21 protein-coding genes and 1 tRNA gene are annotated in these 21,191 nt (G+C 57.4%); 7 read left to right on the top strand and 15 right to left on the bottom strand.

Annotated features, from left to right (window positions below; all coding sequences use genetic code 11):
- Nucleotides 1–53 precede the first annotated feature (53 nt).
- The 3 genes from BCF46_RS06520 to BCF46_RS06510 all read left to right on the top strand — a co-directional run bounded on the left by BCF46_RS06520 (nt 54) and on the right by BCF46_RS06510 (nt 2,322).
- Nucleotides 54–128: transfer RNA gene (locus BCF46_RS06520), tRNA-Phe, on the top strand.
- Nucleotides 129–282: 154 nt separating this feature from the next.
- A complete protein-coding gene (locus BCF46_RS06515) occupies nt 283–741 on the top strand; it encodes an NUDIX hydrolase (protein ID WP_121022907.1) in 459 nt (152 codons plus the stop codon).
- A gap of 93 nt (nt 742–834) precedes the next feature.
- Entirely contained in the window at nt 835–2,322 is a 1,488-nt protein-coding gene (locus BCF46_RS06510) for an inorganic phosphate transporter (protein WP_121022906.1), read from the top strand.
- 58 nt (nt 2,323–2,380) lie between these two features.
- On the opposite strand, the gene BCF46_RS06505 is transcribed toward BCF46_RS06510, so the two are convergent.
- The 4 genes from BCF46_RS06505 to BCF46_RS06490 all read right to left on the bottom strand — a co-directional run bounded on the left by BCF46_RS06505 (nt 2,381) and on the right by BCF46_RS06490 (nt 6,102).
- The gene (locus BCF46_RS06505; protein WP_121022905.1) at nt 2,381–3,394 is read right to left on the bottom strand and encodes a 5-oxoprolinase subunit C family protein; all 1,014 of its coding nucleotides are present in this window, start codon (nt 3,392–3,394) and stop codon (nt 2,381–2,383) included.
- On the bottom strand, nt 3,391–4,053 hold the full coding sequence (locus BCF46_RS06500) for a 5-oxoprolinase subunit B family protein (protein ID WP_121022904.1): 663 nt from the start codon (nt 4,051–4,053) through the stop codon (nt 3,391–3,393). The genes BCF46_RS06505 and BCF46_RS06500 overlap by 4 nt, the downstream gene beginning before the upstream one ends.
- Complete coding sequence (locus BCF46_RS06495) at nt 4,050–4,817, bottom strand: LamB/YcsF family protein (protein WP_121022903.1); 768 nt, start codon at nt 4,815–4,817, stop codon at nt 4,050–4,052. The genes BCF46_RS06500 and BCF46_RS06495 overlap by 4 nt, the downstream gene beginning before the upstream one ends.
- A 91-nt stretch (nt 4,818–4,908) precedes the next feature.
- Nucleotides 4,909–6,102: an ROK family transcriptional regulator gene (locus tag BCF46_RS06490; RefSeq protein ID WP_121022902.1), complete on the bottom strand. Its 1,194-nt coding sequence runs from the start codon at nt 6,100–6,102 to the stop codon at nt 4,909–4,911.
- A 174-nt stretch (nt 6,103–6,276) separates the two neighbouring features.
- Here BCF46_RS06490 and BCF46_RS06485 point away from each other — a divergent pair, with 174 nt between their 5' ends.
- From BCF46_RS06485 to BCF46_RS06470, 4 genes are all read left to right on the top strand, one after another.
- Nucleotides 6,277–7,296, top strand: coding sequence for a sugar ABC transporter substrate-binding protein (locus BCF46_RS06485; protein ID WP_121022901.1), 1,020 nt, complete (start codon nt 6,277–6,279; stop codon nt 7,294–7,296).
- A gap of 82 nt (nt 7,297–7,378) precedes the next feature.
- Nucleotides 7,379–8,440, top strand: a complete 1,062-nt coding sequence (locus BCF46_RS06480; protein ID WP_121022900.1) for an ABC transporter permease — start codon at nt 7,379–7,381, stop codon at nt 8,438–8,440.
- Nucleotides 8,440–9,216: an ATP-binding cassette domain-containing protein gene (locus BCF46_RS06475; RefSeq protein ID WP_121022899.1), complete on the top strand. Its 777-nt coding sequence runs from the start codon at nt 8,440–8,442 to the stop codon at nt 9,214–9,216. Before BCF46_RS06480 ends, BCF46_RS06475 begins: the two co-directional genes overlap by 1 nt.
- Nucleotides 9,213–9,827, top strand: coding sequence for an AAA family ATPase (locus tag BCF46_RS06470; RefSeq protein ID WP_121022898.1), 615 nt, complete (start codon nt 9,213–9,215; stop codon nt 9,825–9,827). The genes BCF46_RS06475 and BCF46_RS06470 overlap by 4 nt, the downstream gene beginning before the upstream one ends.
- Here the strand turns inward: BCF46_RS06470 and BCF46_RS06465 are convergent.
- From BCF46_RS06465 to BCF46_RS06415, 11 genes are all read right to left on the bottom strand, one after another.
- A complete protein-coding gene (locus BCF46_RS06465; protein ID WP_121022897.1) occupies nt 9,824–10,867 on the bottom strand; it encodes a succinylglutamate desuccinylase/aspartoacylase family protein in 1,044 nt (347 codons plus the stop codon). The two genes, BCF46_RS06470 and BCF46_RS06465, sit on opposite strands and share 4 nt — an antisense overlap.
- Nucleotides 10,864–12,507 (bottom strand): AMP-binding protein, encoded by a 1,644-nt coding sequence (locus BCF46_RS06460; protein WP_121022896.1) that lies wholly within the window; start codon nt 12,505–12,507, stop codon nt 10,864–10,866. Before BCF46_RS06460 ends, BCF46_RS06465 begins: the two co-directional genes overlap by 4 nt.
- 56 nt (nt 12,508–12,563) lie before the next feature.
- Nucleotides 12,564–13,007, bottom strand: coding sequence for a D-aminoacyl-tRNA deacylase (gene dtd / locus BCF46_RS06455; protein ID WP_121022895.1), 444 nt, complete (start codon nt 13,005–13,007; stop codon nt 12,564–12,566).
- Complete coding sequence (locus tag BCF46_RS06450; protein WP_121022894.1) at nt 13,004–13,924, bottom strand: carbohydrate kinase family protein; 921 nt, start codon at nt 13,922–13,924, stop codon at nt 13,004–13,006. The genes dtd and BCF46_RS06450 overlap by 4 nt, the downstream gene beginning before the upstream one ends.
- A 16-nt stretch (nt 13,925–13,940) precedes the next feature.
- Complete coding sequence (locus BCF46_RS06445; RefSeq protein WP_121022893.1) at nt 13,941–15,050, bottom strand: TFIIB-type zinc ribbon-containing protein; 1,110 nt, start codon at nt 15,048–15,050, stop codon at nt 13,941–13,943.
- A 74-nt stretch (nt 15,051–15,124) separates the two neighbouring features.
- Nucleotides 15,125–16,249: an SPFH domain-containing protein gene (locus tag BCF46_RS06440; RefSeq protein WP_121022892.1), complete on the bottom strand. Its 1,125-nt coding sequence runs from the start codon at nt 16,247–16,249 to the stop codon at nt 15,125–15,127.
- Between the two features lie 27 nt (nt 16,250–16,276).
- Nucleotides 16,277–17,155 carry a DUF2927 domain-containing protein gene (locus BCF46_RS06435; protein ID WP_211332786.1) on the bottom strand — a complete coding sequence of 293 codons (879 nt, stop codon included), beginning with the start codon at nt 17,153–17,155 and terminating at the stop codon, nt 16,277–16,279.
- Nucleotides 17,156–17,227: 72 nt separating this feature from the next.
- A complete protein-coding gene (locus BCF46_RS06430) occupies nt 17,228–18,415 on the bottom strand; it encodes a toxic anion resistance protein (RefSeq protein WP_121022890.1) in 1,188 nt (395 codons plus the stop codon).
- A 3-nt stretch (nt 18,416–18,418) separates the two neighbouring features.
- Nucleotides 18,419–19,303, bottom strand: coding sequence for a 5-bromo-4-chloroindolyl phosphate hydrolysis family protein (locus tag BCF46_RS06425; RefSeq protein WP_121022889.1), 885 nt, complete (start codon nt 19,301–19,303; stop codon nt 18,419–18,421).
- Nucleotides 19,304–19,456: 153 nt separating this feature from the next.
- On the bottom strand, nt 19,457–20,281 hold the full coding sequence (locus tag BCF46_RS06420) for a TerC family protein (protein WP_121022887.1): 825 nt from the start codon (nt 20,279–20,281) through the stop codon (nt 19,457–19,459).
- Nucleotides 20,282–20,375: 94 nt separating this feature from the next.
- On the bottom strand, nt 20,376–21,164 hold the full coding sequence (locus BCF46_RS06415) for a pseudouridine synthase (RefSeq protein WP_121022885.1): 789 nt from the start codon (nt 21,162–21,164) through the stop codon (nt 20,376–20,378).
- Between the last annotated feature and the right edge of the window lie 27 nt (nt 21,165–21,191).

Raw genomic sequence — 21,191 nt, 5'->3', positions numbered from 1 at the left:
CTAGCCTAAATAGGCCCACGTTCGCAGGTAAACACCCTATGCGAACACCCGGTGCCCGGGTAGCTCAGGGGTAGAGCAGTGGATTGAAAATCCTCGTGTCGGTGGTTCAAATCCGCCCCTGGGCACCACTTTTGCCCCCCGTGTATCAGTAGTTGCAGACCATGGCTGGTCGACAAATCTGTCGACCTCCAAGGCTCTCTGAGCGGCCCAGATTTGCAATTTTCGCTTCGAGTCAATATGTTGGCTGCAACAACAATAAAAATAACTTGAGCGGTTTCACTGATGATCAAACTATTTCGCGGGGTCTGGGACAGTTTTCTGTCCCCGATGTTGCAACGTCCAAAGCGATTGCAGGTCGCAGCATTATGCTACCGCGACGAGGGCGATGATCGTCAGGTGCTGCTCGTGACCAGCCGTGATACCGGTCGTTGGATTATCCCCAAAGGGTGGCCCATTCGCGGTTTAAGCTCCCCCGAGTCTGCCAGACAAGAAGCGTGGGAAGAGGCCGGAGTTTCCGAAGGACAAATGGCCGCTAAATCTATCGGAACCTATACATATGACAAAACCCTGAGCAGTGGCCTGCCAGTTGCTGTCGAAACGCTGGTATATTCCTTCGAGGTTGAGAACCTGAAAGAGGACTTTCCGGAGTCTCGGGAACGCCGCCGCAAATGGGTCAGCCCGTCCGACGCAGCCGGTCTCGTGCGTGAACATGAACTCAAGTCTATATTTCGTGCTTTGTGACTATTTTAGCAGTTCCGTCATGCGCGCATTCGGGCGGTTGATTTCGGCACTGACTTAAGAGATTACTCCCCCGACAAATCTGGGGAACGATTCATGTCTGAACAACCACAAGGCGATCCACGCCACCTAGAAACGCTGGATCGTGACCTAGCGCGTTACTCCAACTTAGAGATGGCGACCAGCTACGTGTCGCGGCCTATTGTCGGCCCAAGTATTGCGCTTGTGTTCATCGTTTTGGCTGGCTTGGCGGCGGCAATGATCTTTGGTCAAGCTAACAACTCGCTTATCGTGATAATCGCTGCGTGTTTCGGGGCTTATATGGCGCTGAATATCGGCGCCAATGATGTAGCCAACAATATGGGGCCGGCTGTCGGCGCAAATGCGTTGACTATGGGCGGTGCCATCGCAATCGCCGTAGTTTTTGAGAGTGCCGGTGCGCTTATCGCTGGTGGCGACGTGGTTTCAACCATCGCCAAAGGCATCATTGCGCCCGAGAGCATGGGCGACGCGCAAACCTTTATGTGGGCGATGCTTGCCGCACTGCTATCGGCGGCACTTTGGGTGAACCTTGCCACATGGGTCGGCGCGCCCGTCTCGACCACACACTCTGTCGTTGGCGGCGTGATGGGCGCAGGCATCGCCTCGGCGGGGCTTGCTGCAGTGAGTTGGTCAACCATGGGTGCAATCGCGGCCAGTTGGGTGATCTCGCCGGTTCTGGGCGGGCTTGTGGCAGCGGGGTTCCTTTGGCTAATCAAATCCCGCATCATTTATCAGGATGATAAAATTGCCGCGGCGCGCAAGTGGGTACCAGTTTTGGTCGGTATTATGGCGGGTGCGTTCGCTGCGTATTTGGCGCTCAAGGGTCTGAAAAAAATCATCAAGATCGACATGCCCACCGCATTGATGATCGGGGCTGCAATTGGCGTTGTTACTTGGGCCATCATGATTCCCACGATCCGCAAACAATCCGAGGGTCTGGAGAACCGCAACAAGTCTCTGAAGGTTCTGTTTGGCATCCCGTTAGTGGTCTCTGCGGCACTGCTGAGCTTCGCACATGGCGCGAACGATGTAGCCAACGCAGTTGGCCCATTGGCGGCAATCGTGCAGGCGTCGGAATCAGGTGACTTCACCCATGCAGTCAGCATTCCGATCTGGGTCATGGTTATCGGCGCATTCGGTATCTCCTTTGGTCTGTTTTTATTCGGTCCCAAGCTGATCAAGATGGTAGGCAGCCAGATCACCAAGCTGAACCCGATGCGCGCTTATTGCGTGGCGTTGTCGGCGGCGATTACTGTGATCGTGGCCAGTTGGCTGGGCCTTCCGGTTAGTTCGACACATATCGCGGTTGGCGGCGTGTTCGGCGTGGGCTTCTTCCGCGAATGGGATGCGGAACGCCGGATCAAGAAAGCGCGGATGGCTATGCCGGATCGTCCTGTCATGGCGACCGAAGAACGCCGCCGTCGCAAACTTGTCCGCCGATCCCACTTCATGACCATTATCGCGGCTTGGATCATTACGGTGCCCGCAGCGGCGATCCTTTCCGCCATTATATTCTTGGGGATCTACACGATCATGGTCTGATCAACGACCAACGGCAATGATTGGGCGCGAGGCGATGGCTCCGCGCCCTTTTTTGTGGCTAGTCGTCGTTTCCACTTACCACGCCGCCAATTAGGTTTTCACGCAGCAGCCGCTCGTTCAAGCTTGGTCGGGGCTTGGCGAGTTCATTGATGTAGGTGCGCCTTGCGTCTGCCTCGGAGCGTACTATTTCTACGGCCTGTTCAGCAGTTACTGCAGTAAACTTGATACGGTCCTGCGCGCGCATTTGTGACAATCGGTCAAGATCAGATGAAATGACAGTCGCGATTTTTGGATAGCCCCCAGTGGTTTGGTGGTCCGCAAGCAAAACTGTCGGAACGCCATCCCCCGAAACCTGTACCGAGCCGCGCAAGATTGGTTCTGATGGGATTGAGAGCGCTTCGCTCAGCTCTAGCTTCGGGCCACTCAAACGCACGCCCATTCGGTCGAAGGCGTCAGTGAGCTTGTAGGGCGTGCTCAAAAATGCCTCGACCGAGATAGGCAGAAAATGTTGATCCTGCGGGCCGACAACCACGTGCGCCGTGCCATCGGGTTGGGCAAAAGCGGGGCAGGGGATGTCTCCAATGCGGTCATCGCGGACGTGTGCATCTTCAATTTCGATATCTTGGCCCGAGCGCAACGCGCCGCCCCCGAAGCCTGACATGGATTGTGTCGCAGTAGACCCTAGCCAAGTTCTGGCAATCTGGCGGCCCGAAAAAACGAGGTAAGTCCAACTCCCCCATGCGCCCCCCCTGATGATCAGTTTCTGACCTTCAAAGAGGGTCTGCACCGTCCAAGATGACGACTTAACGCCAGCGCAATCTACAGAGAACCCACCACCGGCAACCGCGAAGCTTACCGCTCCTTGCCGGCACTCCAATACCAGTCCACCAAGTGAGACTTCTATGCCGGTCTTCGCCTCCGTCAGTCCGAGGGCGGCATTCGCGATGGCAAAGCTGCTGCGATCCATGGGGCCGGAAGCCGAAACGCCGAAACGCATGTGCCCGAAACGCCCGGCGTCTTGGATGGTGACCAAAGGCCCCGCATGGACGACACGAAGTTGCGCGCTACTCATAATGCCTCGCGGCGGATACGGTTGAACGAGACCGTATCACCAACGTCAAACAAGAAGGGCCGTGCTGGATCTCCGGTCATGATTTTCGCGGGCGTATGGCCGATGATTGACCACCCGGTTGGCATGATGATGGTGGTAGCAAGACATTGAGGTCCTGCGATCATTACACTACCTGCCGGAATGTCGCGGACGGGCGTGGTCTTTCGCGGCACTTGGATGGCGTCTGGCACTCCGGACAAATACGCATAACCTGGTGCAAAACCGTACATGCCGACACGGTAACGCGCAGAAACGTGGGCTTTGATGATTGCTTCTTGGCTCATGCCGCGGGCCTTTGCGACGGCTTCGAGGTCGGGGGACATGCCTTCGTCATAGCATATGTCGAGAACGTGATGGTCGGCTTTCGCATCGTCCGCCGGAACAACGGGAAGCAACGCGCGGATGGCAGCTTCCACCTCTCGGTGGGTGGTTTGCGTAGGATCGAATAGAGCGAGCAGATTGACCAGCGCGGGGACAACCTCCTGCACTCCGTTGATCTGAGCTTCTGCGATGGCGTGATCCAACGCGATGACGGTTCGGTTCACCTCGTCGCTAATCTCGGTGGCGTACTCAACCAGCAATGCATGGTCTGCGACCGCTTTGAAGCTCGGGACACTCATTCTTGCGCGAAGCCGGAAATCAATATGCCCGCGGCGGTCAGGCGCTCGCGAATTGCGTGCGCCATTGCAACCGCATCGGGACTGTCGCCGTGTACGCAAATGGACTGTGCGTCTAACTTGATCGGGTCACCATCAATAACCGGCATCAAACCTGTCTCCAGAAACGCGAGTAACCGCTCGGCGGCTTCGCATGGGTCGTGGATCATCGCGCCCTCCTGCCCACGTGGCACCAATTGCCCGTTCGACAGATAGCCACGATCGGCAAAAACTTCCGAGTAGACTTGCATACCGGCAACGCGCGCCGCCTGCTCCAACTGCATTCCGGAAATGGCTAGAATCGACAGCTGTGGATCAATTTTTTGGACTGCCGCGATGATGGCATTGGCAACATCTCGATCCGCTGCTGCCAAATTTCCAAGCGCGCCGTGGGGCTTCACGTATCTGACCTTGGTCCCCGCCATGGCTGACATGGCTTGCAATGCACCGATCTGGGCGGCAACCATCCGACCAATCTCTACAGGAAGCATGGGGATGATCCTTCGCCCAAACCCCTCACGGTCATTGTAGCCGGGATGCGCCCCCACCCTCACGCCGTTTTCATGGGCGAGACGCAAGGTTTGGTACATGGTTTCAGGATCACTCGCATGACCGCCGCAGGCAATATTGGCGCTGGAGACGATCGACAACATTGCCGCGTCGTCGCCCATGTTCCATGGGCCAAAGCTCTCGCCCAGATCGGAATTGAGGTCGATTCTGCGTGACATGAAGTCATCCTTGGATCGTACAAAGTCACTGTCAGAATAGAGAGTTTGACGCGCGATGTAAGGGGCTACCTAATTCAGGAAACAGCAGAGGTTACAGCGCTAATCCCGCGTTGGTATTCAGCAGAAATTGCGAGAAAATTGGACTACAGGCGGCCCCGATTTCGCGTGCCTGTCGGCCAATCTTGCCAGTTTCGACCTGCGGTGGAATGAGCCCACGCGTGTCTTGGTTCAAAAGGTAGCGACGCGTCCGTGCAACCAACGTCTCTTTGACGTCCAGAGGGAGGCCGCCGTCGATCAGGATCGCCTCAAAGTCGATAACCGCACATGTTGACAGGGCGGCCTTGGCAAGCTCCTGGGCGGTTTGGCGAATCCAGGGTTCAACATAGCGGGCATAGGGGCTCCAGTCGTCGCTGTTCCATAATCCGCTGGGGTCCAGCCCTACCTCTGAAAGGCGTGCTTCAAGCAAGTGGATGGATGCGATGTCAATTAACTGACGACTTTCCCCGTTTGGTCCAACACTGCGCAAGGAGCCCAAAGCGCCGGCGTTGTGTTGGTGACCCTCATAGACAGAGTGGTTAAGCACGATTCCGCCCCCGACAAATGCGGCGACGAAGAAGTATGCATAGTCTCGAAATTCCTTACCACGCCCAAAAACATGTTCCGCGCGGCAAGCGGCGGTGGCGTCGTTGACCACATGCACTGGAAGGTCACTAAATTCGGCAACCTCGTCTTGAAAGTTGATGCCTTTCCACAAGGCAAACTCCTCAGCGGTAGCGCCGACCATCTCGTGCCAGTTCCATAGCTCAAACGGTGCGGCGACCCCAATGCCGCAAAGTCGCTGCTGCTGTGCGAGCGGAAGTTTGGCGGTTAGCTCTGCGAACCCGTCTTTCATGAACGCGAAGATTTGGGCGGGCAGGGGGTAAGGAAATGTGGTGGCGACTTCGGCGCGAATAACACCTGTGAAGTCCATTAGTACAATCTTGGCGCTGCGCCTGCCAATGCTGACGCCGAGCGAAAAGACCCCGTCGGGGTTTAGCGTCATAGGTACCGAGGGCTTGCCAACCTTTCCGCGGACGGGAGCGCCACGTGTCAGGAGTCCATCGTTCTCCAGTTTGCGCAAAATGACTGAAACAGTCTGTGGGGATAGGCCCGCAATGCGTGCGAGGTCGCTTCCGGGCATCGCGCCACCACGCTGCAACATGGAAAGCAGCAGGCGTTCATTATGATTACGCAAACCACTTTGGTTTGCGCCGCCACTGAGTGATCTGACTTTCGATCCATCCATACGTGCGATCCTATACGCAGCACCTCTAACGGAAACAATGGCATGTCGAATTAATAAATCAAGTTTATTTATTTATTGACCCCACGTCACGAATCGCGTTTCTTAGCGCCAGTTCCGCCGGTAGGGCGGGGTTCTGATCCGCATTGCGGACCACAACATGTCTGGGAGGACTTCATGAAGAAATTACTCGCAACCTCAGCTGTCGCGCTGACAGCCCTGTCCGGTGCTGCATTTGCAGATGGCCACGCGATCACGGCTTGCCTGATCACGAAAACCGACACCAACCCGTTCTTCGTCAAGATGAAGGAAGGCGCTGAGGCCAAAGCGGCAGAGCTTGGCATGACGCTGAAGTCTTTCGCTGGCAAGGTTGACGGTGACCACGAAACACAAGTCGCAGCGATCGAAACCTGTATCGCAGACGGTGCCAAAGGCATCCTGCTAACTGCTTCCGACACATCATCTATCGTGTCATCTGTTCAGCAAGCGCGTGATGCTGGCCTTGTAGTGATTGCTCTCGATACTCCGCTGTCTCCTATTGACGCTGCGGACGCTACCTTCGCGACAGACAACTTCCTTGCTGGTGAGTTGATCGGCAAATGGGCAGCGGCCAAACTTGGTGCAGATGCTGCGAACGCCAAGATCGCAATGCTTGATCTTGCCGTATCCCAACCAACCGTTGGCGTTCTGCGCGACCAAGGCTTCCTGCAAGGATTTGGCATTGATTTGGGCGATCCGAACAAATGGGGCGACGAAACTGATCCACGTATCGTTGGCAACGACATCACCGCGGGTAACGAAGAGGGTGGTCGCAAGGCGATGGAAAACCTTCTGGCCAAAGATCCGGAAATCAACGTGGTCTACACCATTAACGAGCCAGCCGCTGCCGGTGCTTATGAAGCGCTGAAATCTATCGGTCGTGAGGGCGACGTGCTGATCGTGTCTGTAGATGGCGGCTGCCCTGGTATCGAGAACATTAAAGACGGTGTAATCGGTGCGACATCGCAGCAATACCCGCTGCTGATGGCGTCCAAAGGTATCGAAGCAATTGCTGCTTGGGCCAAAGACGGCACCAAACCAGCAGTAACTCCAGGCAAAGATTTCTTTGACACTGGCGTGGCTTTGGTCACGGACGAACCTGCCGAAGGTGTCGAAAGCATCGACACAACAGAAGGTACTAACCTCTGCTGGGGTTAATCCTCTAAGATAGACCAACATTTAAGGGGCGGCCTGGTCCGCCCCTTAAACTTAATCACAAGCCAACTGTGGGAGGGTGTCCATGTCGAGCGCTGAAAACACGAATGACGGAGTAGCCAAATTCGAGGTGCCTGATCGCGGTGCACTTGGCACGATCCAGCATTGGTTGCATGTGAACCCGGCGCTGGTCCCGCTGATTGTACTGCTGATGTCAGTCCTTGTCTTCGGGCTGCTTCTTGGCTCCAAATTCTTCTCTCCCTTTGCGTTGACGTTGATCCTTCAGCAGACCGCCATTGTGGGGATCGTGGGTGCGGCGCAAAGCCTCGTTATCCTAACTGCCGGCATCGACCTGAGCGTGGGGGCAATCATGGTGCTCAGTTCGGTCGTCATGGGGCAGTTTACATTCCGTTATGGAATTCCGGTCGAGATAGCCATCGTGTGTGGCCTGCTCTGCGGCACATTCGTTGGCTTTTTGAATGGCTGGCTGATCGCCGTAATGAAACTGCCACCGTTCATTGTGACGCTGGGTATGTGGCAGATCGCTTTGGCGACCAATTTCCTTTACTCCGCGAACGAGACTATTCGTAGTCAGGTGATCTCCACAGAGGCTCCCTTGCTTCAAGTGTTTGGCGAAAAATTCACCATTGGTGCAGACGAGGCCGGGCGCGGTGGGGCCAATTTCACAATCGGCGTCATCTTCATGGTGATGCTTGTTGTGGTGCTGGCCTATGTCCTGAAGCAAACGGCTTGGGGACGGCACGTCTACGCTGTTGGCGATGATCCCGAAGCGGCAGAACTGTCAGGGGTTAACGTCAAAGGCACATTGATTTCCGTCTATATGCTCTCCGGCCTGATCTGCGCGTTTGCGGGCTGGGCGTTGATCGGGCGGATCGGCTCCGTCTCGCCAACCTCGGGCCAGTTGGCCAATATCGAAAGCATCACGGCCGTGGTGATTGGCGGCATCTCGCTGTTTGGTGGGCGCGGCTCCATTTTGGGTATGCTTTTTGGCGCGCTTATCGTGGGTGTATTCACCCTTGGCCTGCGTCTGCTGGGTGCGGACGCGCAATGGACTTACTTGTTGATTGGCGCGCTGATTATCGGCGCCGTTGCAGTTGACCAGTGGATCAGAAAGGTATCGGTATAATGGAACCTATTCTCAAAGGACGCGGGCTTGTTAAACGCTACGGCAAAGTAACTGCTCTGGACCACTGTGACTTCGACCTGATGCCGGGTGAAATTCTGGCGGTGATTGGTGACAACGGGGCGGGTAAGTCCTCGCTGATCAAAGCAGTCTCTGGTGCAGTTATACCGGATGAAGGCGAGGTTTTTCTTGAAGGCAAGAAAATCCACTTCACCTCGCCGATCCAAGCCCGTGAGGCAGGGATTGAGACGGTCTATCAAACCCTTGCCATGTCGCCGGCGCTGTCGATTGCCGACAATATGTTCATGGGGCGCGAGTTACGCAAGCCGGGCTTCATGGGCAAATGGATGCGTCAGCTGGACCGTCCAGAAATGGAACGTCGGGCGCGTGACAAGTTGACCGAGCTTGGATTGATGACAATTCAAAACATCAACCAAGCTGTTGAAACTCTCTCCGGCGGCCAGCGCCAAGGTGTCGCTGTCGCGCGGGCCGCTGCCTTTGGGTCCAAGGTTATCATCCTCGACGAGCCGACCGCTGCTTTGGGTGTCAAAGAAAGCCGGAAGGTCTTGGAGCTTATCCAGGACGTGAAGTCGCGCGGCATCCCGATTATCTTGATCAGCCACAACATGCCGCACGTTTTTGAAGTTGCGGATCGCATTCACGTTCACCGCTTGGGCAAGCGTCTCTGCGTTATCAACCCCAAGGACTATACCATGTCGGATGCAGTGGCGTTCATGACCGGCGCTAAGGAGGCACCGACCCAAACGGAGGCCGCGTGACACGACCGGTCTCGTCAGACGTACTTGCGCTGCTCAAGAGTTTACCCACGACGCAAAACCGCCGTCTGATTGCCGTCGCGGGTGCTCCCGCCAGCGGAAAATCGACTTTGGCGGAGCAGCTGGCAGAGACGCTGCCGAATGCGGCAGTGGTGCCAATGGATGGCTTTCATCTGGATAACGAGGTGCTGATCAAACGCGACCTACTCGCCCGCAAAGGTGCTCCTCAAACCTTCGACGCGAAAGGCTTCGTGGCGCTTGTCAAAGCGCTCCGCGAACCCCTCGCGATCTCTTACCCGACATTTGATCGCAGCAACGATTGCGTGGTTCCGGACGGCGGCAGGGTCGAAGCTGATTGTCAAACAGTGATTGTCGAAGGCAACTACCTGCTGCTTAACACGGCGCCGTGGGATCAGTTGCGCGAGTTTTGGAGCTTAAGTATTTTCCTCGACGTTCCGTTCAACGTCCTGCGCGAACGCCTGTTGCAACGTTGGCACGACCACGGATACTCCGAAGCGGAAGCGCTAACGAAAGCCGAATCCAATGATCTCCCCAACGCGCGAGTGGTGTTAAACAGTAAGGCCAACGCAACACATGTCGTAAACGGGGCCTAAATAATTTCGTCTTCGTCGAACAGCGGATCTTCTTCCAGTTGAACAGATAAGTCCTCGACCGCCGTTTCAGCACGGGCGTTCGAGACGACTTCGGCGATGTGATAGATTGCATCCCCCTCGTTGACGATTGGCATGACGGCACGCCCCACGATGATGCCGTCGAAGGATGCGAACAACTCCACCTCGTTCTCACCGAACGGATCGGACACAGCGGCGAGTACCTCGCCATCTGTCACAACGTCCCCCTCGCTTTTGAACGCGCGGAGCAACCCACCCGCTGGCGCACGCACCCATTTCGATGACTTGCACAGGATGGAGTTGGCCTTGGCGGGCGTCACCGCTTTGCGCGGTAACATCTCACGGGTAGCCATAACCCGCAGAATGCCAGCCACACCCGCCCGAACATACATTTCGTCAAAACGCAGCCCTTCGCCCGCCTCGTAAAGCAGCACGTCGATACCAAGATCACGCGCTGCAGCCCGCAGTGACCCGTCGCGTAGCGCGGACGTGAGGATGACGGGTGCCCCAAAAGCTTGAGCAAGTTTCATCTTTTCAGGTGAGACTCCGGAGACCCGTATTTGCGGCAGATTGGTGCGGTGGATGGCGGCAGAGTGAAGATCAATGCCGAAGCTACATCTCTTGACGACATGGTTCATAAAGTCATGTGCTAGACGCGACGCGAGCGAGCCGGCAGGCGAGCCGGGAAAGCAGCGGTTCAAGTCGCGACGATCAGGCAGATAGCGCGAGTGATTATGAAAACCAAAGGCATTCACGATGGGAACCACCAACAAAGTTCCCCGCAGGGAACCAAGCGACTTGGTGCGTAACAGGCGGCGCAAAATCTCGACGCCGATTACTTCATCGCCGTGAATACCTGCAGACACAAACATAGTTGGCCCGGGTTTTTTGCCGTGGATTACATGCACCGACATCGTCACGGGGGTGTGATCCGACAGCGTCGAAATTGGCAAGTTCACCGTTACGCGGGTCCCAGCTTCGATACTGGTGTCGCCGATTTCAAAAGGTTCGCGCTTGGTCATTGAGGAGGCATCTTTTCAAGTTCAGCCATCATTGCGTCTCGCATGACGAATTTCTGGGGCTTTCCCGTAACCGTCATCGGTAGTTCTTCCTTGAAGCGGACATGAAGGGGAAGCTTGTAGTGGGCAATTTGATCTTTGCAAAAGGCACGAATGTCATCGCCAGTAGTTTGCCTGCCTTCGTGCAACACGAGCCATGCGCAGACCACCTCGCCATAGGTGTCATCTGGGATGCCGAAAACCTGAGCTTGCGCGACGTCTGGATGCGTGAACAAGAATTCCTCTATTTCGCGCGGATAGATGTTTTCTCCGCCACGACAGATCATGTCTTTGACCCGACCGGTGATCTTAACATATCCCTCGTCGTCCATCGTTGCGAGATCACCGGTATGCATCCAGCCGTCACGGATAGCATCAGAGGTTTGGGCGTCTTCGCCCCAATAGCCCTGCATGACAGAGTAACCACGTGTCAGTAGCTCCCCTTGTAGGCCCACCGCCACGGTGTCCCCGGCATCATCAACAATTTTGACTTCCACATGAGGATGGATGCGCCCTACCGTCCCGACGCGTTTGTCCAACGGATCGTCGAGTCCGGATTGGAACGAAACAGGTGAGGTTTCGGTCATACCATACGCGATAGTCACACCGGTCATGTGCATGTCGCGCTGCACCTTCTTCATGACCTCGCGGGGGCAGGGCGCCCCCGCCATAATACCTGTTCGCAGGTGGCTCAGGTCAAACGAACCAAAATCCGGCAAAGCCATTTCGTTCACGAACATGGTCGGCACTCCATAAAGCGCCGTGCATTTCTCGTCGTGAACCGCTTGCAAGGTGTCGTGCGGCTCGAACCCTTCACCGGGGACCACCATCGTGGCCCCATGTGCCACGCAGCCCAACGTGCCCATGACCATGCCAAAGCAGTGATAGAATGGCACGGGGATGCACAGGCGGTCGGCTTCGGTGAAAGCCATCGTAGCGGTGGTGAAATAGGCGTTGTTGACGATGTTGCGGTGCGTCAGGCAGGTGCCTTTGGGGTGGCCGGTCGTGCCAGAGGTGTACTGAATGTTAATCACATCATCAGGTGCGAGCGTTGCGGTGATCGCGTCCAATTGAGCGGTTTCATCTGACAAGATGTCGTCGAATACCAAGAAGCCTTCCGGCGCTTCACCCATTGCGATGAGGTGGCGCAGGGATGCGGGTTTGGGATCAACCGCGCGGATCATGGCGATGTAGTCCGAGGACTTGAAGTTTTGGGCGGTGACCAACGCGGCGCAGCCCACTTTTTTCAACGCATAGGCCAGTTCTGACTGGCGGTAGGCGGGGTTGATGCAGACCAGAATTGCCCCGATGCGCGCGGTGGCAAACTGTGTCAGCAGCCACTCGACGCGGTTTGGCGACCAGATGCCGACGCGGTCACCTTTGGCGAGGCCAAGATTGAGGAAGCCAGCAGCTAGGCGGTCGACCTGGCGCGCGAACTCAGCATAGCTCCAGCAGATATTCTGCTTGGGGAAGACACAGGCGTCGTGGTCCGGAAGGCGGGTGGCCGTTTGGGCCAGCAGCGCAGGAATAGTCAGGTCCAGAAGCGGTGTATCTGTCGTGCCTTTGACATGCGATAGCCCACCGATGGGGTGCCTGTTGGTCATGGTAGTCTCCTCCCTATGCGGGAGCCTACGCGTTTGAAACCGCGCCGCCAATGGGACTATTGCGCGTCGTCCATCCAGATGGTGACAGGGCCGTCATTGGTAAGGCTGACCGCCATGTCAGCGCCGAAATCGCCAGTTTCGACGGCGATGCCAAGATCGCTCAGGTCTGCGGCGAACTTCTCGTACAGCGCGCGGCCCTCGTCAGGACGTGCCGCTGTGGAGAAGCCGGGACGATTGCCGCTGCGTGTGTCAGCGGCCAGTGTGAACTGGCTGACAACGAGCGCGGAGCCAACAGTATCAAGCAGCGAGCGGTTCATTTTACCCGCCTCGTCCTTGAAGATGCGCAGTTTGGATATTTTGGCCGCCATGCGCGTGGCTTGTTCTGGCGTATCGCCCGCCATGGCGCAGATCAGGATCAGCAATCCGGGGCCGCACTGGCCTACTTCCTCGCCATCCACCGAGACGGAGGCTTGGGACACCCTTTGCAGCAGCGCCCTCACAGCTCATGAGCCCATGGCGGGTTGGCGCCCGCGCGCGAAACGGTGATTGCGGCGGTCCGGCTGCCCATGGCCAAAGCATCGCGCAGCGTGTCTTCCGACAAGTTTGCGAGCGTGGCTTTGTCCAGCGCGCCTGCGTGTTGCAGCCCCGCAAGAAAGCCCGCGTTAAAGGTGTCGCCTGCGCCGACGGTATCAACGACCTCGACCTTATTCGCAGGGACCACAACGCGGTGCTGCGCGGTGTAGCCAACCGACCCGTCCGATCCTTGGGTGATCAAGACAACCTTGGTGCCACGTGCAATCAGCGCCCCCGCCAGCGCGTCCAGATCGCCGTCGCCTTCCAGCCAGTGCAGGTCTTCATCGCTGAGCTTCACCACGTCGGACATCGCCATCATCGACGTGATGCGGGCAACATAGCCCGTGCGGTCGGTGATGAAGGAGGGGCGGATGTTGGGGTCGATCATGGTCACGCGGGAGTCGGCCTCGCGTGCCATCAAGGCTTCATAGGCGGAGCCGCAAGGCTCGCCAACCAAGGAGATGCCGCCGAAGAACAAGGCAGCTACCTTTTCCGGCAGGGTGGGTAAATCAGCCTCTGTCATGATCCGCAGGGCACTGTTCTCGTCGTAGAACGTATAGGATGCGTGGCCGTCCGTCAGGCGCACGAACGCCAACGTGGTTGGACGCGTGGAGCGGAAGGCGAGGTCAGAGGAGACACCCGCCTCGTCCAACTTGGCCTCCAACGTTTCACCAAACAGGTCGGTGGACAGACCACAAAAGAAGCCCGGTTCAACGCCCATTCGCCCCAAGGCGATTGACGTGTTAAACACCGCGCCGCCGGCAAAGGGCGCGAAGGCGGCCTCTCCCTCTTGGGAGGTGCGGGGCAACATATCAATAAGGGCTTCGCCGCAACACAGAATCATGCTCGCCACCTTTTCTCTATTGGTTCAAAGCCATGCCATACCCAACCGCTAAGGCAACGAGCAAGCCAATGATGACCGCAATCGCAATTTTGATGGACGAGTATGGGCGCTCTCCCTTAACCGTACCAGTCTGGCCGTTGACGACGAAGCGGTAAGTCTTGCCGCGGTACTTGTAGGCGGCCATCCAGACGGGCAGCAAGATATGCTTGAAGGTCACGTCCTTCACTGTGGTGTTGGCAGACGTGATGCGCTGCTTGTCCCCGCCGATGTCAAAACGGATATCGCGGGTGATCATTGCGTCCATCTTGGCGCGGGCCTCCCGGAAGCCGTCCTCCAGATCGACGGTGTACCCTTCTGCGCGAAAACCGGCGAGGTACTCGGGTGTGTAGGGGGCCAATTGCGACAGATGCCAAGGGGCCAGCGCGTCAGTGTAGCTTTTGGGCAGCGAGGTGGAGGCCAGAACCAACACGTCATCAAAGAACCGCGCCACGCGCCCGCCGACCGCAGACCAATGCGTTTTGGCGACCCGTTGTTGGTGGCGTTTTCCGTCGCGTACGACTGTGCGGGTTTCATAGTAAATCTTGCCGCGCTGACCAGTATAGCTGGTCTTGGTGTCCGCGTCATAAGTCCAGTAGGGCACGTAGATACCGTCGAGCTTGCGGCCCTTCTTGGCGTATTCCTGCAACCCGTTCGGGGCAAACCACCGCTTGCCCAGCCAGTCGACCATGGACTTTTGGGCGTCGCGCTCGGCGATCTCGAAGGGGAGAACTGCGCGCGGCTTGATGTGGCGGTGGGTGCCGGTGTCTGTCACGACGGGTGTTGCGCAGAACGGGCATTCCGCGGCGTGGCTGTCGGGATCAAACTCGACCTGCGCGCCGCAATTGGGGCATTTGGAGACGCGGATCTCTTCCATCTCGGAGTCTTGAAGTGTGCCGCGAACGGCGGATTGGAAATCCAGTTCCCGAATGGTGGAATGAACGGCCTCCAGCATCGGCTCGACATTGCCGCAATGATCGCATTTCAACGCGTTATCGTCCGGATCGAACCGCAAGTCGGAGCCGCAGGTGTCGCAAGGAAACCTGTGCTCAATTTCTGGGGCCGTATTGTCGAGGGGGTTGTCACTCATGACGTTGGAAATTCCGCATGATGGGTTTGGAGTGTTCTGGCGGCGTCCACCTTAGAGCAACGCCGCCATGGTGCTTAACCTTGCGGGGGTGGGGGCGGCAGGATGGTAAAGAGTTGTGCCAATTCTTGCACATCGTCAGCTGCCATCCAACCGTCCTGACCTGCGGTCCAGACAAGCGTTTCGCGCAGCAAAGTACCATCAGCCGCCATACGGCCCATGGCGGCTTTGGAATACGGCCCCTTGGTCTCACCCGCTTCGGCGATGTGCCAGACATGCTCCACTGGTGGTGGTGGCGGGGCTGCCGCGTGGGGCGCAGGCGCTTGCGGGGCCTGACCCCAAGGACCGGCGTGGCCCATTTGACCGGCCATTGCCATGCCCAAACCAGCCCCGATGCCTGCGCCCATGCCGCCACCGGCGGCCCCTGTGTTGGACGCGGCAGCAGTCATCGCTTCGGCTGCGGAATACTGGGTGAATTTGCCCAAGTCGCCCGCGATGCCCATGGAGGAGCGCTTGTCGAGGGCGGCTTCAACAGCGGCGGGCAGGCTGATGTTTTCAATGTAGAATTCTGGGATGGTCAGACCGTATTGGGCGACAATAGGCGAGATGGCAGCGGCGATGAGCTTGCCCAGATCACCTGTGTTGGCCGCCATGTCCAGTGCAGGAATGCCGGAGCTGGCAATCGCACGAGAGAACTCCTGCACGATGATGTTGCGGATCTGGTAGCTGATTTCGTCCATGGTAAATTCGCCGTCAGTGCCGACGATCTCACGAAGGAACAATGCGGGGTCCGTGACGCGGACGGAGTAGGTGCCGAAGGCGCGGATGCGTAGGGGGCCGAATTCGGGGTCGCGCAGCATGATCGGGTTTTTGGTGCCCCATTTCAGATCGTTGAAACGGGTGGTGTTGACGAAGTAGATCTCGGATTTGAACGGCGATTTGAAGCCGTGATCCCAGTGGTTCAGCGTCGTCAGGATCGGCATGTTGTTCGTCTCGAGCATATACAGCCCCGGCGTGAACACGTCGGCCAGTTGGCCTTCATGCACAAACACCGCCGCCTGACCTTCGCGCACTGTCAGCTTGGCACCGTATTTGATCTCGTGGCCTTCACGCTCGAAGCGCGAAACCATGGTGTCACGGGTGTCATCAACCCAGTGGATGACGTCGATGAACTCGCCGGTCAGAAAATCAAAAATACCCATGTGGTCCTCACAAAAATGGTCTTCAGGTTAGCTTTCGCCGCCCAATAACTCCGACGCGATTACTTCGATGATCGGGCGGGCTTGAGCAGGGGTGGAGCCGAGCGGCAGGCGCTCGTCATAGAGGATTTGGAGTAGCAACTCGTCATGACGCGTGAGCAGCGCAAACTCGTCGTCATCGTTGAAAATCGAAGGGCGCGCGGCGGGACTGTCGTTGCTGAGGCCTAGCCCTTGCGCGATTTCTTCGTGATAGCAGCTTTGACGTAATAGGTCAGGATGTTCTGCCCGCACGATGGCCACTGCGGAATGGAAGCTGTCAGGTTTGCTCGCATCCGAGAATGCATAGACCGCGCAGTAGATCGGCTTGGACATGTTCGTGATTTGGCGGGCGATACCTGCATCCAAACCGGGGATCAGCTTCATCAATTCCGGCCCGAAATCTTCGATTTCATCGACGGTCAGGACTGCGACGTGAAAGTTGCCTTTGCCGCGCGTGACCCCGACTTTTTCGCCCGATACCCGCGACAGACGGTTGGCATAGCTCGCTACAGTCTTTTGATCTTTTAATCGGATGTCTGTCGATACGGCTGCGCCGAACTGCATCGAAATGCTGACGGGCTTCTCCCACCGTTGCACACGACCTTCGGAGCGTTCTTCGGTATAGAGTCCATCAACAAGCGTGAACTCGTTGAACACCCCGATCTGAATGAAATTATTGACCAACTGGCGTTTGGAGAATGGCGTGTCGTAGCCACCGCCATCGGTCCGTAACAGCCCTTGGGAAATCAAGCTGCGCTGAACTTGCGCATAGTAAGCAGACAACTCCTTGGAGCGCGCCGACGGTTCAACTTGCTTCTGGCTGGGCTCCGGCGCAGGTGCCTCGCGTTGCGCCGGGCGGGGACTGCTCACAGGCGCTTCGCAGGCTGACAGCGTCACCGCCATCAGCCCCGCAAGTGCAATATGAAAAGCGCCCCGCATCAATCAACCGGCGGACGAGCCGACGTTGTGACCTGACGCCGTGCCGCGCGCGGAAGCGGAGGCCAGCGTATCGCGCAGCTCTCCTTCCATGCGCTGCAACTCCACTTCGGCCTCGGCACGCTTGCGCTTGCCTTCGTCGGCGATTTGCAGGCTTTCCTCGATCGTGCCGATGAGGTCTGCGTTCGCTTTCTTGACGGCTTCGATGTCGAACACACCGCGCTCCATTTCTTCGCGGACGGCTTTGTTGGCGGTGCGCAGGTTTTCGGCGTTGGCGGTTAGCAGCTCGTTAGTCAGATCGTTCGCATCACGCACGGCGGCGGCTGCCTCTGAGGAGCGTTGAATGGTCAGCGCTTGTGCCAGTTGAGTTTCCCACAGTGGTACGGTGTTCACGAGGGTGGAGTTGATCTTGGTCACCAGCGACTTGTCGTTTTCCTGCACCAACCGGATGGAGGGCAGCGATTGCATGGTCACCTGACGGGTCAGCTTCAGATCGTGGACGCGGCGTTCCAGATCGTCGCGGGCCGCACGCAGGTCGCGCAATTCCTGGGCCACCATGACTTGGTCATTCTCTTTGGCCTTTTTCACGGCACCTTCCTTGGCCGGAATATCCTTGCTGTCGAGTTCTGCGATCTTCTCCTCACCGGCGGTAATGTAGAGCGCCAGTTCGTCGTAGAAATCCAAAGTGCGGTCGTAAAGAACATCGAGCGATTTGATGTCCTTGAGCAATACATGCTCATGCGACAACAGATTGTCGGTGATTTTGTCGATCTGACCTTGGACGCTTTCATAGCGGGCCATGAACTTCGCCGCAGGGGCTGCGCGACCCAGCAGTTTTTCCCACCACGAGCGTTCGCGACGCATATCCATCTCGGAGATCGAGAACCCGCGGATGGTGGTGACGATGTCGCGCAAGCTACCGCCTGCGGGGCCAACGTCCTTGTTTTTCACGTCGGCCAGCATCGATTGGCTGATTTCTTGCAAACCGGCCTGTGCGCCAGAGCCGAAGGACACGATGGAATTCGTGTCGGTCATGTCGATCTCGTCCATGCGGCGGCGGATTTCGGCGGCCACGGGCGCTTCGGCTTTCGCCAATGGCACAAGGTCGGTTGAGGGCTCCTTGAGCACCACCGCCGTCAGCTCTGCCAGAGCTTGCGTGGATTGTTCGGCCTTTTGGCGGACAGTATCGGACATAAGTTATTCCCCTTCGTTCAGGCGGATGCCTTCGCGCTGCAAACGGTCGCGCAGTACGTCAATTTCAATATCTAGATCGGTGCGATTATCTAACAGAAGTGCCTGATTTTTCGCGGTGAAATTTTCCTCAAGGTCGTCAAGAAGCGACGTGTAGTCCGCTTTGACGGACGGATCACGGCCTTGGGCATAAAGCTTGGAAAACTTGATCGTCGCGTCTTTGGCCCCCAGCAGGTACACGCCCAGATAACGGCGCGCGGTGGTCAGGTCACGTGGATCGTTCTCCACCGTGCGGAAGAAGGACCGCGCGGTGGCTTGGAACTGCTCGACACGGGCGATCATGGTGCGGTCGCCCGATGTTGCGATCGCATCGGTCATCGCGCGCAAATGACGCTCCGCCTCGTCCACGGCGCGCGCAACGCGGTCGGTTTGGAAAGTATCCACGCCTTCAAGGGCTTTGTCGCGCATTGGGTCAAACCCGAAAGCGGTCAGGTGCAAGACCAAGGCAATAACACCGTACAAAATACCGTCCATCAGGCTTGTGTCCAAGGTTGCGAGGCCTACCCCTAGTCCCAGTGCAATTGCGCCGAACAGCTTGCGCGGGATCGCAGGGCGGCGCGCGATGGTGCGCGCTTCATAGGCATTTTGCGCATCAATGCCTTCCCGTGTCAGCCATGCGCCAAGTGCTACAAGCGCAAATGCCACCAACGCCAAAGCCATGTCGCGTGCGCCATCACCAATAGATGAAAACAAAAGCGGAAGGCCGGCGACGAAAAGAAGATTGGCACGAGTGCGCCCTATCGCAGGCTTCTTGCCCGCAAACGGGGAAGCCTTAGGAGCCTCTGGGCTGCTCCCATCCGGGCTGTATTGCCCGCCAAATTTCTGCGCCATCAGAGTATGCCCGCCGATGCCATGGCGACGAGCACCAAGAGCAAAACGTATGAAATCTTTTGAAGCGCGCTGGCAGACATACCACCCCCGATGGTCGTTCTAGAAAAATCATGCACGGCAAACATAGGCATTCGCCGTGCAACTTACCAGAAGTCAGTGCGTTCCGGTTTGTGCGCTGCTGCGTTCGGCGGCCAGCTTCTTCGCGTAGCCCGATTGGATGAACTCCACCACGAACAGAACCACCACCGAGAAGTAGAAGGTCGATTTGGACATCGGGATGATCGGGTAGCCAAACACCTTCAAGGCCAGTTCTTCATTGTGTGTGGCATGAGATGCGGCCACGCCGGCCTCGCCCAGCAACACGACACCGACGATCAACAGGATGAACAGGCCCAGTACCTCGTACATTCGGTTTTTTTGCAGGAACTCGGTGACGCCGTCCGCCAGTACCAGCATCGCAATGCCTGAAATCAGGATTGCGGCGGCGAGGACCGGGAAGACCTCGGTGATAGCGATGGCCGACAGGACCGAGTCGAAGCTGAAAATGAGGTTCATGAAGATGATTAACGCTACGACCTTGAAGGCCGACTTGCCCGATTTGCCTTCGACGTCGTGGCCAAGATGCTCGACCGAGAGCATGTGGCTGATCTCTTTGACCGCCGTGTACATGATAAACACACCACCGAAAACGAACACGCAGGTGGCAAAATTGACGCCGCCGGTCAGGATGCCGTCCCATTCAAAGATGTAAAATGGCTCCGTCAGGGCGCCGAGTAGCCTGACCATCACAAACAGCAAGACAATGCGTAAGGCGACCGCAATGATGATGCCCCAGAAGCGCACCGCCTTTTGCTGTGCAACCGGCGCGCGTTGGCTTTCGATGGAGATATATAGAAGGTTGTCGAAGCCCAGCACCGCTTGCAGGAAGCATAGCATAAGAAGGTTGATGAAATTTTCAGCAGTTAGAAGATCGGCCATGTGTGTGCCCCCGTTTGTTCGCGTTGTCGCTAGGAATACAGAACAATCCAAAGGGGGCAATAGATTGCCTCAACGTGTCGCGGCAAGTGTGGCGCTACTGGCGGCGACGCTTTTGGGGGGGCTTTTTCTTCAGCATAGGCTTTTCGTTGTCTTCCCGCATGCCAAGCTGCTCGCGCAATACACGACCCTTGACCTCCTCGACCTCGCCCGGCTTCAGGTCGTTCAGGCGGAACGGGCCGTAGCTAATGCGGATCAGACGGTTCACCTTCAATCCGACCTCGTCCATAGCGCGGCGAATTTCGCGGTTCTTGCCTTCGCGCAGGCCCACGGTGAGCCAAGCGTTGGCGCCTTGTTGGCGGTCAAAGGCGACCTCCATGCCTTGGAATTTCTCACCCTCGGAAACAACACCACGGCGCAGGGGCTCTAGGGTATGATCCTCTGGCGTGCCGTTCACCCGCACACGGTATTTACGCAGCCAGCCGGTTGAGGGCAGTTCTAATTGACGCTTGAGTGCACCGTCATTGGTCAGCAACAACAGACCTTCGGAATTGATATCAAGCCGGCCGACGCTTACCACACGGGGCAGGGTGCCACGTAGCGCGTCAAAAACCGTGTCGCGACCCTTTTCATCCGACTCACTCGTCACCAGCCCCAATGGTTTATGGTAGCGCCATAGGCGTGTGGGTTCCGGCTCGGCCAAGGGCTTGCCGTCCACCACGATCTCGTCGGCCTCGGTCACGTTAAGGGCGGGAGACAGGATCTGCTTGCCGTTCACAGTCACGCGGCCAGCTTCAATCATTGCCTCAGCGCCACGTCGCGATGCGACGCCAGCGCGGGCGAGAACTTTGGCGATACGATCGCCTTTGGGTGTATCAGTGCTCATGTGGTGGGCCTACGCCCTTGGCTTGGT

It is taken from the genome of Litoreibacter meonggei (genome assembly GCF_003663885.1).
In the GTDB taxonomy this organism is placed as follows: domain Bacteria; phylum Pseudomonadota; class Alphaproteobacteria; order Rhodobacterales; family Rhodobacteraceae; genus Litoreibacter; species Litoreibacter meonggei.
Note: the sequence above shows the minus strand (reverse complement) of the source record. Positions and strands in the feature narration are given on the sequence as shown.

Bases quoted from the DNA above. Each gene is read 5' to 3' on its own strand.
- BCF46_RS06515 (WP_121022907.1), top strand. From the start codon at position 283: ATGATCAAACTATTTCGCGGGGTCTGGGACAGTTTTCTGTCCCCGATG.
- BCF46_RS06510 (WP_121022906.1), top strand. From the start codon at position 835: ATGTCTGAACAACCACAAGGCGATCCACGCCACCTAGAAACGCTGGAT.
- BCF46_RS06505 (WP_121022905.1), bottom strand. From the start codon at position 3,394: ATGAGTAGCGCGCAACTTCGTGTCGTCCATGCGGGGCCTTTGGTCACC.
- BCF46_RS06500 (WP_121022904.1), bottom strand. From the start codon at position 4,053: ATGAGTGTCCCGAGCTTCAAAGCGGTCGCAGACCATGCATTGCTGGTT.
- BCF46_RS06495 (WP_121022903.1), bottom strand. From the start codon at position 4,817: ATGTCACGCAGAATCGACCTCAATTCCGATCTGGGCGAGAGCTTTGGC.
- BCF46_RS06490 (WP_121022902.1), bottom strand. From the start codon at position 6,102: ATGGATGGATCGAAAGTCAGATCACTCAGTGGCGGCGCAAACCAAAGT.
- BCF46_RS06485 (WP_121022901.1), top strand. From the start codon at position 6,277: ATGAAGAAATTACTCGCAACCTCAGCTGTCGCGCTGACAGCCCTGTCC.
- BCF46_RS06480 (WP_121022900.1), top strand. From the start codon at position 7,379: ATGTCGAGCGCTGAAAACACGAATGACGGAGTAGCCAAATTCGAGGTG.
- BCF46_RS06475 (WP_121022899.1), top strand. From the start codon at position 8,440: ATGGAACCTATTCTCAAAGGACGCGGGCTTGTTAAACGCTACGGCAAA.
- BCF46_RS06465 (WP_121022897.1), bottom strand. From the start codon at position 10,867: ATGACCAAGCGCGAACCTTTTGAAATCGGCGACACCAGTATCGAAGCT.
- BCF46_RS06460 (WP_121022896.1), bottom strand. From the start codon at position 12,507: ATGACCAACAGGCACCCCATCGGTGGGCTATCGCATGTCAAAGGCACG.
- BCF46_RS06450 (WP_121022894.1), bottom strand. From the start codon at position 13,924: ATGATTCTGTGTTGCGGCGAAGCCCTTATTGATATGTTGCCCCGCACC.
- BCF46_RS06445 (WP_121022893.1), bottom strand. From the start codon at position 15,050: ATGAGTGACAACCCCCTCGACAATACGGCCCCAGAAATTGAGCACAGG.
- BCF46_RS06440 (WP_121022892.1), bottom strand. From the start codon at position 16,249: ATGGGTATTTTTGATTTTCTGACCGGCGAGTTCATCGACGTCATCCAC.
- BCF46_RS06430 (WP_121022890.1), bottom strand. From the start codon at position 18,415: ATGTCCGATACTGTCCGCCAAAAGGCCGAACAATCCACGCAAGCTCTG.
- BCF46_RS06425 (WP_121022889.1), bottom strand. From the start codon at position 19,303: ATGGCGCAGAAATTTGGCGGGCAATACAGCCCGGATGGGAGCAGCCCA.
- BCF46_RS06420 (WP_121022887.1), bottom strand. From the start codon at position 20,281: ATGGCCGATCTTCTAACTGCTGAAAATTTCATCAACCTTCTTATGCTA.
- BCF46_RS06415 (WP_121022885.1), bottom strand. From the start codon at position 21,164: ATGAGCACTGATACACCCAAAGGCGATCGTATCGCCAAAGTTCTCGCC.